Origin of the sequence: Mycolicibacterium pallens, assembly GCF_019456675.1 — a bacterium.
Taxonomy (GTDB): Bacteria; Actinomycetota; Actinomycetes; order Mycobacteriales; family Mycobacteriaceae; genus Mycobacterium; species Mycobacterium crocinum.
Map to the genome: position 1 here is coordinate 5350829 of NZ_CP080333.1, position 13641 is coordinate 5364469.

The window sequence follows — 13641 nt, forward strand, 5'->3', positions numbered from 1 at the left end:
TGTGAGTGCCGAGATCGTCTGCTTGTCCGGTGCTCGGCTGGCCTTCGGGGACCGGGTGCTGTGGGATCACCTCGATCTGAAGGTGGCCGCCGGTGAGTTCATCGCCATCCTCGGTCCCAACGGCACCGGGAAGACGTCGCTGTTCAAGGTCCTCCTGGGCCAGCTGCCGCTGAGTGCGGGCACGGCCACCATCGAGGGCCAGCCGATCGAGGCGGGCAGCGAGCGGATCGGCTACGTGCCCCAGCACCGGTCGGTCGACCGCGGATTGAGCCTGCGCGGACGCGACCTGGTCCGTCTCGGCGTGGACGGTCACCGCTGGGGCATCGGTGCGCTGTCGCCCAAGGAGCGGCACCGTCGCGGCGAGATCGTCGAGCGGGCGATGGCACAGGTGCACGCCCTCAAACTGGCGAAGGTCCCGGTCGGCGTGATGTCGGGCGGCGAATTGCAGCGGGTGCGCATCGCCCAGGCGCTGGCCAGCGACCCCGCACTGCTGCTGTGTGACGAACCGCTGCTCAACCTGGACCCGGCCAGCGCCCGGCTGGTGGCCCAGCTGATCGACCGGCGCCGCAAGACCGGCACCGCGGTGATGTTCGTAACCCACGAGATCAACCCCGTCGTGCCCTACGTCGACCGGGTGCTCTACCTGGTCAACGGGCGATTCCGGATCGGCACGGTCGCCGAGGTGATGACCTCGGAGACCCTCACGGAGCTCTACCAAGCCGACATCCAGGTGGTGCAGGTCGGCGATCGCTATGTCGTGGTCGGTGAACATCTCGACCACTCCGGTCATACCCATGGACACACCCATGAATGATCGCCTCACCCACCTGCTGGATCACCTGTTCGCCTTCGACATCACCGCCGACCTGCTGTCCCGCGGCTTCGTGCAGCAGGCCCTGATCGCCGCGGCGCTGCTGGCGCTGGTTGCCGGGCTGATCGGGCCCTTCATCGTGATGCGCCAGATGTCGTTCGCCGTGCACGGTTCCAGTGAGCTGTCGCTGACCGGCGCGGCGTTCGCGTTGTTGGCCGGTTTCAACGTCGGCCTTGGCGCATTGGTGGGCAGCGCGCTCGCCGCCGTGCTATTCGGCTTCCTCGGTCAGCGGGCCCGCGAACGCGATTCGGCCATCGGCGTCGTCCTGGCCTTCGGGTTGGGCCTGGCCGTGTTGTTCATCCACCTGTATCCAGGCCGCGCCGGCACCAGCTTCGCGCTGCTGACGGGTCAGATCGTCGGCGTCGGCTACTCGGGTTTGGCGCTTCTGATCGCGGTGACGGTGTTGGTCGTCGGCGTGCTGACGTTCAGTTTCCGGCCGCTGCTGTTCGCCACCGCCGACCCGGAAGTGGCTGCCGCACGCGGTGTTCCGGTCCGCGTGCTGGGCATCGTGTTCGCCGCCCTGGTCGGTGTGGTCGCCGCGCAGGGTGTGCAGATCGTCGGCGCGCTGCTGGTGATGTCGTTGCTCATCACCCCGGCGGCGGCCGCGGCCCGAGTGTTCAGCTCGCCCGCGGCGGTCATCGCCGCGTCGGTGGTCTTCGCCGAACTGTCGGCGGTGGTCGGCATCGTGCTGTCGCTGGCACCCGGAGTCCCGGTATCGGTGTTCGTCACGACGATCTCGTTCGTCATCTATCTGGTGTGTTGGGCCATCAGCCGGCGTCATCTCGACCCCGCCGCCGCTTAGTAAGCTGAGGTCGTGACCTCCGTCGACCTCAACGCTGACCTCGGCGAGGGCTTCGGCGTTTGGGAGCTCGGCGACGACGCCGCCATGCTCGACGTGGTCACCAGCGCCAATGTGGCGTGCGGATTCCACGCCGGAAATCCCGTCGGACTGTCGCGCACCAGCCGCGCCGCCGCCGAGCGCGGCGTGCGGATCGGCGCCCAGGTGAGCTACCTCGACCTCGCCGGGTTCGGCCGCCGCTTCATCGACATCGCGCCGGCCGAGTTGACCGCCGAGGTGATCTACCAGATCGGTGCGCTGCAGGCCCTGGCCCGGGCTGCCGGCTCGGATGTCGCCTACGTCAAACCCCATGGTGCGCTGTACAACACGATCGTCACCCACCGCGAGCAGGCGCGTGCGGTGGCCGAGGCGGTGCATGCCGTCGACCCCGGGCTACCGGTGCTCAATCTGGCGGGCTCGGTGTTCTTTGAGGAAGCTGAGCGGCTCGGATTGCGTACTGTCGCCGAGGCATTCGCCGACCGCGCATACCGCCCGGACGGCACCTTGGTGTCTCGCCGTGAAGAGGGCGCAGTGCTGCACGATCCCGAGCAGATCGCCGAGCGCGTGTCCCGCATGGTGCAGTACGGCCAGGTGCTGGCCGTCGACGGGTCGATGATCGACATCCGGGTGGAATCGGTTTGTGTACACGGTGATTCGCCGGGAGCCGTGCAGATTGCCAACGCCGTGCGCGAGCGTCTGCTGCGCGACGGCGTCGATCTGGCGGCGTTCGTCTGATGCGATTCAAACTCGGCCGTCCCGATATCTCCTTATACCGCAACCGGTTCGACGTACCGGATGCCGACCCGGACGCGGCGCTGGCACTCACCTGGTTGGGAGTGTCGACACTGCTCGTCGACGACGGCACCTGCGCGCTGCTGACCGACGGCTTCTTCTCCCGCCCATCACTGCTGGACGTCGGGCTGCGCCGGTTGACACCGTCCGCTTCGCGAATCGACTACTGCCTCAACCGTGCCAAGATCAACCGACTGGCCGCGGTGCTGCCGGTACACACCCACTACGACCACGCCATGGACTCCGCCCTCGTTGCGGCCCGTACCGGCGCCCGGCTGGTCGGCGGCGAGTCGGCCGCCAATATTGGTCGCGGACACGGTCTTTCCGACGATCAGATCGTCGTCGCAGCCTCGGGGGACGAGTTGAGCCTGGGGCCGTTCACCGTGACCCTCATCGAATCGCACCACTGCCCGCCGGACCGCTTCCCCGGCTCGATCACCGCCCCGGTGGTGCCGCCGGCGAAAGCCTCGGCGTTTCGCTGCGGCGAAGCGTGGTCCACGTTGATCCACCACGCGCCCAGTGATCGGCGGCTGCTGATCCAGGGCAGTGCCGGTTTCCTGCCCGGTGCCCTCGACGGTCGGCACGCCGAGATCGCCTACCTCGGTGTCGGTCAGCTCGGCGTTCAGCCGCAGGCCTACATCGAGCAGTACTGGGAGCAGACGGTTCGGGCGGTCGGTGCGCGCCGAGTGGTCCTGATCCACTGGGACGACTTCTTCCGCCCGCTCACCGAGCCGATGATCGCGCTGCCCTACGCAGGCGACGACTTGAACGTCACCATGCGAGTACTGTCGCGGCTGGCCGAAAAGGACGGTGTCGCTTTGCATCTGCCGACCGTGTGGCAGCGCTCGGACCCGTGGGTCTGACCGCGCTGTGCTGATCGTCGCCCTCCTGGCCCTGGTGGTCGTCCTCGTCTTTGCCATTGCCAGGCCGGCCGGCTGGTCGGAGGCGGTGATCGCGGTGCCCGCCGCCGCCCTCGTCATCGCGGTCAGTGCGGTGTCCACCCATGACGCGGCCGCGGAGGCCAGCCGGATGCTGCCGGTGGTCGGATTCCTGGCGGCCGTGCTGGTGCTGGCCAAATTGTGTGACGACGAAGGACTGTTCCAGGCAGCGGGCACCTGGATGGCGCGCGGCAGTGGTGGCAGCCCGCGGCGGCTGCTCGGTCAGGTGTTCCTGATCGCGGCCGCCACCACGGCGATCCTGAGTCTGGACGCCACCGTCGTGCTGCTCACCCCGGTGGTTCTTGCCACCGCCCGTACGTTGCGGGTACCGCCCCGCCCACACCTGTATGCCACCGCGCACCTGTCGAATTCGGCGTCGTTGCTCCTGCCGGTGTCCAACCTGACCAACCTGCTGGCATTCAGCGCCGCCGGGCTGTCGTTCACCCGGTTCAGTGCGTTGATGGCGGCCCCGTGGCTGGCGGCGGTCGCCGTCGAATACCTGGTGCTGCGGTTGGCATTTCGCCGGGATCTCGGGGATGTCCCGACCGACAGCCCTCCCCCGGCGGCGGACACGCCGGTGTTCGTCCTCGTCGTGCTGGGGTTGACTCTGGTCGGATTCGCGGTGACGTCGTTCGCCGGGCTGTCGCCGGCATGGGCGGCACTGGCTGGCGCCGTGGTTCTGGGTGTGCGGTCACTGGCGCAGCGGCGCAGCACAATTGGCGGGATCGTGCATTCGGCGAACGTGCCGTTTCTGCTGTTCGTGCTGGCGCTCGCGGTGGTGGTCAAGGCGGTCATGGTCAACGGACTCGATACCGCCGCGGCCGACCTACTGCCCTCGGGTAGCGGGTTGGTGGCGCTGCTCGGGATCGCGACGGTGGCCGCACTGCTGTCCAATGTCGTCAACAACCTGCCCGCCGTTCTGGTGCTGCTGCCGTTGGTAGCAGGAAGCGGCCCGGCCGCGGTACTGGCCGTGCTGATCGGGGTGAACATCGGGCCCAACCTGACCTATGCCGGGTCGCTGGCCAACCTGCTGTGGCGCCGGGTGCTACATCAGCAGGGCGAGCCGACCAGCGTTCGTGAGTTCACCTGGCTGGGCGTGGCGACTGTGCCGGCCTGCCTGGTGGTGGCGGTGCTGACGTTATGGGCCGGGGTGCACCTGATCGGGGTCTAGTCTCCGAAAATGGATCGCTTCTGGCAGTGGGCCTGGGATCGACATGCGCCGAGATACCTGTGGGTTATCTGGCTGACCGCGTTCGCTTCGGCACTACCGGTCTATCTCGCATGGGCGTGGATCGTGCTCTCCTTTGAGAAGTCCAGTCGCTATTGCGCGGCGTTCATCGTCGCGGCTGCCGTTGCGCTGGTGATGACTGCGGGGGGCACATTTCCCGGTCGACGGCGACTTCGCGCTATCAAACGATGGGTCGCGGGCCGTGAGATTGATCGGGCGAAGGCATTGGAAGACACGTACCTCTGGAATCGCGAGAGTGATGTGCGATCGATGGCGTTGCTACCTGCTTCGGTGGTGGTGCTCTTGATATCTGTCGGTGTGGTCGCCGGCGCTGATGGATCGCGCCGGCTGATTCAGTACGGCGTCGTCGGCGTCGCCGCGGGAATTTCCCTGGCGTTCATCGGTACGCACAACAACGGGGAAGCGGCCCTTCGGCCGGTGCGGGCGGCACTGGCCGGTGACTCGGAAATCGGCGACTACCTGCCGCGATCACGTCCGACGTTCGCTGCATGGCTGGGCCTGTCTATCGGGAGCTCGATCTTCACGTTTGCAGTGATGGCCGCGATGGTGGCGATGGCATTCAACCGGGGTAGCCAGAGTCCGGTACTCGCCGTTGTGATCGCCGGCGCGTTGACGCTTGTGATTGGGGTACCGATCACGGTCTTTGCGATGCTTTCGCCGACGTTTCGGCCGATTCGCGACCTCGCCGACGCAACCGAGCGCGTGGCGGCCGGCGACTACAGCCAGCGTCTGCCAGTGGTTCAAGACGACGATCTGGGGGTGCTGGTCGCGTCGTTCAACCGGATGCAATCGGGTTTGGCTGAGCGGCAACGACTTCAGGCTGCGTTCGGGACCTATGTCGACCCTAGCCTGGCCGCCCGCCTACTCGAACAGGGTGATGATGTCTTCACCGGTGAGCGCCGCGAAGTGACGATGATGTTCATCGACATCCGTGACTTCACCCCGTACTCGGCAGCTCACACCGCCGAAGAGACGGTGGCCCGCCTCAACGCTCTGTTCGAGATCGTCGTGCCCGCAGTCGTCGACGCCGGCGGCCACGTCAACAAGTTCCTCGGCGACGGCGCACTCGCTGTCTTCGGAGCGCCGAACGACCTCGCCGATCACGCCGACGCGGCATTGTCTGTCGCGCTGTCTATTCAAGGCGCGGTCACCGAGCGGTTCGGCGGAACGCTACGGATCGGCATCGGGATCAACACCGGCGTCGTGATCGCAGGCACCATCGGCGGAGGTGGGAAGCTCGAGTTCACCTTGATCGGTGACGCGGTGAACGTCGCGGCCCGCGTCGAGCAACTCACCAAGACGACGCTCGATCCGATCCTGCTGACCCAACAGTCCGTGAACGCGCTGACCTCACAACCGCCCGGACTGATCCAGCGGGGATCGCATGCATTGAAAGGAAAATCGACCGCGATTCAGGTCTTCGGGTTCGACCAGCGGATCGGGGTGTAGCTCTCAGCGCCTGCGCTGGCGGGCGATCTCGGCCAGCACCACGCCGGCAGCGACAGATGCGTTCAGCGACTCCGTCGGCCCGGCCATCGGAATCGATACCACCGCATCGCAATTCTGGCGCACCAGCCGTGAGAGCCCCTTGCCCTCCGAGCCGACCACCAGCACCAGCGGCCCTGAGCCGTCGAACTCGTCGAGCGTGGTGTCGCCCTCGGCGTCGAGCCCGATCACCTGAACACCGGCGTCGGCCCAATCCTTCAGCGTGCGATTGAGATTCGTCGCACGCGCCACCCGCACGCGGGCGGCTGCACCCGCACTGGTGCGCCACGCGACGGCGGTCACCGACGCCGAGCGCCGCTGCGGAATCAGCACGCCGTGGCCGGCGAACGCCGCCACCGACCGCACGATCGCACCCAGGTTGCGCGGATCGGAGATGTTGTCCAGCGCCACCAGCAGAGCGGGTTCGTGGTCGGACGTCGCCGCGGCCAGCAGATCATCGGGGTGGGCGTAGGCATAGGGCGGTACCTGCAGGGCGATGCCCTGGTGTAACCCGTTGGCGCTCAAGCGGTCCAGATCGTGGCGCGGCACCTCGAGGATCGGGATGCCGCGGTCGGCCGCGATGGTCACCGACTCGGTGAGCCGCTCGTCGGCCTCGGCGCCCAGCGCCACGTACAACGCCGTCGCCGGGGCGTTCGCCCGCAAGCATTCCAGCACCGGGTTACGGCCGAGGACAATCTCGGTCTCATCCGTCGGCTTGGAGGTCCTGCGTTGCGTCTGCTTGGCGGCAGCGGCGGCACGGCGGGCCGCCGGATGTCCCTTCCGCGCCGCAGCCGGCGGGGTGGCACCGCGCCCCTCCAGTCCGCGGCGGCGCTGCCCACCGGAACCGACGGTCGGGCCCTTCTTGGTGCCTTCCTTGCGAATCGCGCCGCGGCGCTTGGAGTTTCCGGCCATTACTTGTCGCCTTCGTCGCGTAGCGCCCACTGCGGTCCGTCGGCGGTATCGGTGACCTCGATGCCGGCTTCCTTCAGCCGGTCGCGGATCTCATCGGCCAGCGCCCAGTCCCGGGTCTGGCGGGCGCCGTCCCGGCGGTTGAGCTCGGCACGCACCAGCACGTCAACGGCAGCCAGGGCCGCGGACGTCTCGTCACGGGTCTCCCACCGCTCGTCGAGCGGGTCGCAACCGAGAATGCCCATCATCGAACGGATTTGGCGCGCCTTTGCCAGCGCGGTCTCGTGGTCACCGGCTTCGAGTGCCCGGTTGCCATCGGCGCGCGCGCTGTGCACCTCGGCCAGCGCTGCGGGCACGGCGAGGTCGTCGTCGAGTGCGGCGGCGAACTTCTCGGTCCAGGTGTCCGGCACCACGGCGCCCACGCGGGTGCGGACCCGGTGCAGGAAATCCTCGATGCCGGTGTAGGCCTTCACCGCATCCTGCAGGGCGTTCTCGGAGAACTCCAGCATCGACCGGTAGTGCGCACTTCCCAGGTAGTAGCGCAGCTCCGCGGGCCGGACCCGTTGCAGCACAGCGGGAATCGCCAGAACATTGCCCAGCGATTTACTCATCTTCTCCCCACCCATGGTGACCCAGCCGTTGTGCAGCCAGTACCGGGCGAAGCCGTCGCCCGCGGCACGTGCCTGGGCGATCTCGTTCTCGTGGTGCGGGAAGACCAAATCCATTCCACCGCAATGGATGTCGAATTCAGCACCGAGGTATTCGTGAGCCATCGCCACGCATTCGGAGTGCCAGCCGGGCCGGCCCGCTCCCCACGGTGTCGGCCATGACGGCTCGCCGGGCTTGGCGCCCTTCCACAGGGTGAAGTCACGCTGATCGCGCTTACCGGTCGCCACACCCTCGCCCTGGTGCACGTCGTCGATCTTGTGCCCGGAGAGCTTGCCGTACTCGGGGAAGCTCTGCACGTCGAAGTAGACGTCACCGGCGCCGGTGTAGGCGTGGCCGGTGTCGATCAGGCGCTCGATGAGCTCGACGATCTGGGTGATGTGTCCGGTCGCGCGCGGCTCCGCCGACGGCGGCAGCACGCCCAAAGCGTCATAGGCCGCCGAGAACGCGCGCTCGTGGGTGGCCACCCACTCCCACCACGGCCGGCCGGCGTCAGCAGCCTTGGTGAGAATCTTGTCGTCGATGTCGGTGACGTTGCGGATGAACGCGACATCGAAACCCTTGGCCATCAACCAGCGGCGCAGCACGTCAAAGGCCACGCCACTGCGGACATGTCCGATGTGGGGCAGGCCCTGCACGGTGGCGCCGCACAGATAGATCGACGCGTGCCCGGGCCGGATCGGCGCGAAGTCGCGCACGGCACCGCTGTAGGTGTCGTGGAGTCGCAAGGTGCCGGTCACGACGCGCCAGCTTACCGGCCTGAACGGCTCACTCAGGCATCGAGGCGGACCCGGCCACCACCAGCGCCGTGGCGATGGCCGCCATCCCCTCGCCGCGGCCCGTCAACCCCAGCCCGTCGGTGGTGGTCGCCGACACCGACACCGGCGCGCCCAGCAGCCCGGAAAGCAACCGCTGAGCCTCCTCCCGGCGTGGGCCCACCTTCGGGCGGTTGGCGACGACCTGGACCGCGGCGTTGCCGACGGTGAATCCCGCGGCGGTGAGCAGTTCGCGGACATGTTCGAGCATCCGGGCGCCGGTCACACCGCGCCACTGCGGCTGGTCCACCCCGAACACCGTGCCCAGATCACCAAGCCCCGCGGCCGAGAGCAGGGCATCGCACAGCGCGTGTACGGCGACGTCACCGTCGGAGTGTCCGGAGCAGCCGTCGGCGCCGTCGAACAACAGGCCCAGCAGCCAGCAGGGCCGGCCGGACTCGATCGGATGGACGTCGGTACCCAACCCGACCCGGGGGATCGTCATGAGCTCAACAGCGCTTGCGCCAGCTGGAGATCCAACGGGGTGGTGATCTTGAAGGCCAGGGTGTCACCGGCGACGGTGTGTACCGGGGTGCCCAGGTACTCCACCAGCGAGGCGTCATCGGTGACGGCGGCGCCACCGGCACGCTCGTAGGCCCGGCGAAGCAGCGTGGTTTCGAATCCCTGCGGGGTCTGCACGGCACGCAGCCCGGACCGCTCGGGCGTCCCGAGCACCGCGCCGTTGGCGTCGACAGCCTTGATGGTGTCAGTCACGGGCAGGACCGGGATGACCGCTCGCAGACCCTCGCGAAGGGCGGCGACCACCCGCCTGATCTGTTCGACCGGCGTCAGCGGACGGGCGGCGTCGTGCACGAGAACGAATTCCGGATCGCCGATCGCATCCAGTGCACGCCGGACGGTTTCCGGACGCTCCGGACCGCCCGCGACGACCGTGGCACGGCCGTCGAGCAGCAGTTTGGTTTCGTCGACCCGGTCGGCCGGGGCGGCCACCACCACTCGGTCGATCACGCCGGAGGCCAGCAGCCCGTCCACGGCGCGTTCGAGCATGGTTTGGCCACCGAGATCCACGAAAGCTTTCGGGATACCCGCGCCCAGCCGTTCACCGGAACCAGCGGCCGTGACGACCGCGACCGTGTCCGACACCGAACCCCTCAGGGGAGTCAGGACGCGGCGGCGAGCGCCTCGTCGAGAATGATCGTGGCCTTCTCGTCGTCGGTGTTCTCAGCGAGGGCCAGCTCGCCGACAAGGATCTGCCGAGCCTTGGCCAGCATGCGCTTCTCGCCCGCCGACAGACCACGCTCCTGATCCCGGCGCCACAGGTCGCGAACGACCTCGGCGACCTTGTTCACGTCGCCGGAGGCCAGCTTCTCGAGATTGGCCTTATAGCGGCGCGACCAGTTGGTCGGCTCCTCGGTGTGCGGCGCGCGCAGAACCTGGAACACCTTGTCGAGGCCCTCCTGGCCGACAACGTCGCGGACGCCGACATATTCGGCATTGTCAGCGGGAACTCGGACAGTGAGGTCGCCCTGGGACACCTTCAGAACGAGGTATTCCTTCTGTTCGCCTTTGATGGTCCGGGTTTCAATGGCCTCGATCAACGCAGCACCGTGGTGTGGATAGACAACGGTGTCTCCGACCTTAAAAATCATCAGTTTCGAGCCCCTTTCACACTGCAATGTTAGCACGGGGGCCGACAGCGTGCGGAACAACGATGCAGGTCAGGGGCACCATAGGTGAAGAGTGGGGGTTGACAAGGTGACGAAAGCGTGCAACGCGGGCCCCCGCAATGACGTCGAAGACACTGCTCAGCACACCCCGCCTGGGCCGCCGTCGCGGACTTCTTCGCCCCACCTCGTGAACCCTCAGCTACCGCCTCGCCGCGCCACCTACTACTGTGCATAGTCGAACGCGGCGGCGCTTGTGCGCCGTCCACACGGGCCGAGCAGGAGGCTGTTGTGAACCGCTTGACGAATCGCCTCGTCGCCGCATCCGCTGGCCTTGCCGCCTGCGGCCTGATCCTGACGGGGTGCGGTACGGGCCAGATCTCGCAGACCGCCGATCAACAGTCGGCCGTCAACGGCGCGACTGCCAATGTCGCGAACATCGCCCTGCGCAATGTCCACATCCAGGCAGTGCAGACCGGTGACTCACTGAAGCCCGGCCGCGCCGTCGCGTTGATCTTCGCCGCGGCAAACATCTCCCCGGACACCAACGACAAGCTGGTCAGCATCAGCTCCGAGGTGGGATCGGTCGCGCTGACGGGTAACACGTCGATCCCGGCCGGCAGCTCGCTGATCGTCGGCAGCGCCGACGGCCAGCCCGAAGCGGCGCCGATGGGCACTGCGCAGCCGGCCAAGGCGGAGGTCACCCTCAGCCAGCCGATCACCAACGGAATGACGTACGGCTTCACGTTCAACTTCGAGAAGGCCGGCCAGGCGACCGTCCAGGTGCCGATTTCGGCGGGTGGCGCAGAGCGGCAGGGCGAGCCCGCCGGCCACGAGTGAGCTGACACGGGCCGCGAATCCGCGGATCTGTCAGACCGACCCGATAGCGTCACGGCGTGGCCAAGGCGCGTTCGCAATATCGCTGTTCGGAATGCCGCCATGTCATGGCCAAATGGGTTGGCCGCTGCCCTGAGTGCGGAACCTGGGGCACCGTCGACGAGGTAGCCGCCGCGAGTGCCGCCGGCAGTACCGCGCAGCGCGCGGTCGTGCCCTCCTCCCCCGCCGTGCCGATCAGCTCCATCAATCCGGACCGCACCCGCCACTTCCCCACCGGCGTGGACGAACTCGACCGGGTACTCGGCGGCGGTGTGGTGCCCGGCTCGGTCAGCCTGCTCGCCGGTGATCCCGGGGTCGGCAAGTCCACGCTGCTGCTCGACGTGGTGCACCGGTGGGCGGCATCGGGCCGGCGGGCGCTGTACGTCTCCGGCGAGGAGTCGGCCGGCCAGATCCGGATGCGGGCGGAGCGGACCGGTTGCACCCATGACGAGGTGTTCCTGGCTGCGGAAACCGACGTCAACACCGTGCTCGGCCACATCGACGCGGTGCAACCCAGTCTTGTGGTGGTCGATTCGGTGCAGACGATGACCGCCGGGGACACCGACGGTGTGGTCGGCGGGGTCACTCAGGTTCGCGCGGTGACGACGGCGCTGACCGCCGCGGCCAAATCGAGCGGTGTGGCGCTGCTGTTGGTCGGTCACGTCACCAAGGACGGTGCGATCGCCGGGCCGCGATCGCTGGAGCATCTGGTGGACGTGGTGCTGCACTTCGAAGGTGACCGAAACTCCACCCTGCGGATGGTCCGCGGTGTCAAGAATCGCTTCGGCGCCTCCGACGAGGTCGGCTGTTTCATCTTGCAGGACAACGGGATTCAGGGCATCTCCGATCCTTCCGGGTTGTTCCTCGACGACCGGCCCAACCCGGTGCCCGGCACCGCGGTGACCGTCGCGCTCGACGGCAAACGTCCGCTGATCGGCGAGGTGCAGGCGCTGCTGGCCTACCGCCCCGAAAACGCGCCGCAGCGCCGCGCGGTCAGCGGCGTGGACAGTTCCCGCGCGGCGATGATCGCCGCGGTGCTCGAGCGGCGGGCCAGTCTGAAGGTCAGTGCCACCGACATCTATCTGTCCACCGTCGGCGGAATGCGGTTGACCGATCCCTCCTCGGACCTGGCGGTCGCGATGGCGATGGCGTCGGCCTACGCCGATCTGCCGCTGCCCACCACCACCGTGGTGATCGGCGAGGTCGGGCTGGCCGGCGACTTGCGACGGGTCACCGGGATGGACCGCCGGCTGGCCGAGGCGGCCCGCCTGGGCTTCACCGAGGCGCTCGTGCCGGTCGGATGCGGCGCGGTCCCCAAGGGCTTCAAAGCCATCGAATCGGCGACCATCGGCGACGCGCTGCGCTCGATGTTGTCGATCGCGAAACGGCCCTACGACAAGGTCGTTACGCAACTTCGGCGGGAGGGGTCGAGTAACGACCTCGACGCAGTGGACAATAAGTGGCTGTGAGCACCGTCAACGGGGTCAACGGCTCTGCGCAGCCGACGGCCGCCACGCTGCGCGAGACCATCGGGCGGCTGGCGCCGGGCACGGCCCTGCGCGACGGCCTTGAGCGCATTCTGCGTGGTCGCACGGGCGCGCTGATCGTGCTCGGTTATGACGAGCGGGTGGAAACGATCTGCGACGGCGGGTTCTCCCTCGATGTCCGGTTCGCGCCGACCCGGCTGCGTGAGCTGTCGAAGATGGACGGCGCCGTCGTGTTGTCCACCGACGGCAGCCGGATCGTGCGCGCCAACGTCCAGCTGGTGCCCGATCCGACGATCCCCACCGACGAGTCCGGAACCCGGCACCGCTCCGCCGAGCGCACCGCGATCCAGACCGGCTATCCGGTGGTCTCGGTCAGCCACTCGATGAACATCGTCACCGTGTACGTCGCCGGCGAACGCCACGTGGTCGCCGACTCGGCGACCATCCTGTCGCGGGCCAACCAGGCGATCGCGACGCTGGAACGCTACAAAGCTCGCCTCGACGAGGTGTCCCGGCAGCTGTCCACCGCCGAGATCGAAGACTTCGTCACCCTGCGCGACGTGATGACCGTGGTGCAGCGGCTGGAGATGGTCCGGCGTATCGGGCTCGAAATCGATTATGACGCAGTCGAACTCGGCACCGACGGCCGGCAGCTGCGGCTGCAGCTCGAGGAACTGCTCGGCGGCAACGACACCGCGCGCGAGCTGATCATGCGCGACTATCACGCCAACCCCGACCCGCCGTCGAAGGCTCAGGTCGCCTCGACGCTGGCCGAACTGGACTCGCTGTCCGACACCGAGCTGCTGGACTTCACCGCGCTGTCGCGGGTGTTCGGCTACCCCTCCACGGCCGAGGCACAGGATTCGGCACTCAGCGCCCGCGGCTATCGCGCGATGGCCGGCATCCCGCGCCTGCAGTTCGCTCACGTGGACCTGTTGGTGCGCCGCTTCGGATCCCTGCAGGGGCTGCTGGCCGCCAGTGCCACCGACCTCCAGTCGGTCGAAGGCATCGGCGCGATGTGGGCACGCCACGTCCGCGAGGGTTTGTCGCAGCTGGCCGAGTCGACGATCGCCGACCGGCTGGTCTAGCC

14 protein-coding genes are annotated in these 13641 nt (G+C 67.9%); 9 read left to right on the top strand and 5 right to left on the bottom strand.

The window, feature by feature from the left end; translation table 11 throughout:
* Position 1: 1 nt before the first annotated feature.
* From K0O64_RS26105 to K0O64_RS26130, 6 genes are read left to right on the top strand one after another with little or no spacing between them, the layout of a single operon-like run.
* Entirely contained in the window at positions 2 to 814 is an 813-nt protein-coding gene (locus K0O64_RS26105) for a metal ABC transporter ATP-binding protein (RefSeq protein ID WP_071948947.1), read from the top strand.
* Positions 807 to 1673: a metal ABC transporter permease gene (locus tag K0O64_RS26110; protein ID WP_071948946.1), complete on the top strand. Its 867-nt coding sequence runs from the start codon at positions 807 to 809 to the stop codon at positions 1671 to 1673. Before K0O64_RS26105 ends, K0O64_RS26110 begins: the two co-directional genes overlap by 8 nt.
* Positions 1674 to 1685: 12 nt before the next feature.
* A complete protein-coding gene (locus tag K0O64_RS26115) occupies positions 1686 to 2444 on the top strand; it encodes a LamB/YcsF family protein (protein WP_071948945.1) in 759 nt (252 codons plus the stop codon).
* Complete coding sequence (locus tag K0O64_RS26120) at positions 2444 to 3364, top strand: MBL fold metallo-hydrolase (protein WP_096312377.1); 921 nt, start codon at positions 2444 to 2446, stop codon at positions 3362 to 3364. Before K0O64_RS26115 ends, K0O64_RS26120 begins: the two co-directional genes overlap by 1 nt.
* A 10-nt stretch (positions 3365 to 3374) precedes the next feature.
* Positions 3375 to 4610: an SLC13 family permease gene (locus K0O64_RS26125; RefSeq protein ID WP_096313030.1), complete on the top strand. Its 1236-nt coding sequence runs from the start codon at positions 3375 to 3377 to the stop codon at positions 4608 to 4610.
* A 9-nt stretch (positions 4611 to 4619) separates the two neighbouring features.
* A complete protein-coding gene (locus tag K0O64_RS26130; protein WP_096312378.1) occupies positions 4620 to 6137 on the top strand; it encodes an adenylate/guanylate cyclase domain-containing protein in 1518 nt (505 codons plus the stop codon).
* A gap of 3 nt (positions 6138 to 6140) precedes the next feature.
* Here the strand turns inward: K0O64_RS26130 and rlmB are convergent, their stop codons facing one another.
* From rlmB to carD, 5 genes are read right to left on the bottom strand one after another with little or no spacing between them, the layout of a single operon-like run.
* On the bottom strand, positions 6141 to 7085 hold the full coding sequence (gene rlmB, locus K0O64_RS26135) for a 23S rRNA (guanosine(2251)-2'-O)-methyltransferase RlmB (RefSeq protein ID WP_071948942.1): 945 nt from the start codon (positions 7083 to 7085) through the stop codon (positions 6141 to 6143).
* A complete protein-coding gene (gene cysS, locus K0O64_RS26140) occupies positions 7085 to 8488 on the bottom strand; it encodes a cysteine--tRNA ligase (protein WP_071948941.1) in 1404 nt (467 codons plus the stop codon). The genes rlmB and cysS overlap by 1 nt, the downstream gene beginning before the upstream one ends.
* Before the next feature lie 28 nt (positions 8489 to 8516).
* Positions 8517 to 9008, bottom strand: a complete 492-nt coding sequence (gene ispF / locus K0O64_RS26145) for a 2-C-methyl-D-erythritol 2,4-cyclodiphosphate synthase (protein WP_071948940.1) — start codon at positions 9006 to 9008, stop codon at positions 8517 to 8519.
* The gene (gene ispD / locus K0O64_RS26150; RefSeq protein ID WP_425574810.1) at positions 9005 to 9688 is read right to left on the bottom strand and encodes a 2-C-methyl-D-erythritol 4-phosphate cytidylyltransferase; all 684 of its coding nucleotides are present in this window, start codon (positions 9686 to 9688) and stop codon (positions 9005 to 9007) included. Before ispD ends, ispF begins: the two co-directional genes overlap by 4 nt.
* Entirely contained in the window at positions 9685 to 10173 is a 489-nt protein-coding gene (gene carD / locus K0O64_RS26155) for an RNA polymerase-binding transcription factor CarD (protein WP_019512593.1), read from the bottom strand. Before carD ends, ispD begins: the two co-directional genes overlap by 4 nt.
* A gap of 306 nt (positions 10174 to 10479) precedes the next feature.
* Between carD and K0O64_RS26160 the strand changes: the two genes are divergently transcribed.
* Genes K0O64_RS26160 through disA form a run of 3 tightly spaced genes read left to right on the top strand, consistent with a single transcriptional unit; the run spans position 10480 to position 13639 of the window.
* Positions 10480 to 11028, top strand: a complete 549-nt coding sequence (locus tag K0O64_RS26160) for a copper chaperone PCu(A)C domain-containing protein (RefSeq protein WP_071948938.1) — start codon at positions 10480 to 10482, stop codon at positions 11026 to 11028.
* A 56-nt stretch (positions 11029 to 11084) separates the two neighbouring features.
* Positions 11085 to 12533: a DNA repair protein RadA gene (gene radA, locus K0O64_RS26165; protein ID WP_071948937.1), complete on the top strand. Its 1449-nt coding sequence runs from the start codon at positions 11085 to 11087 to the stop codon at positions 12531 to 12533.
* The gene (gene disA / locus K0O64_RS26170) at positions 12524 to 13639 is read left to right on the top strand and encodes a DNA integrity scanning diadenylate cyclase DisA (RefSeq protein WP_071948936.1); all 1116 of its coding nucleotides are present in this window, start codon (positions 12524 to 12526) and stop codon (positions 13637 to 13639) included. The genes radA and disA overlap by 10 nt, the downstream gene beginning before the upstream one ends.
* Positions 13640 to 13641 lie beyond the last annotated feature (2 nt).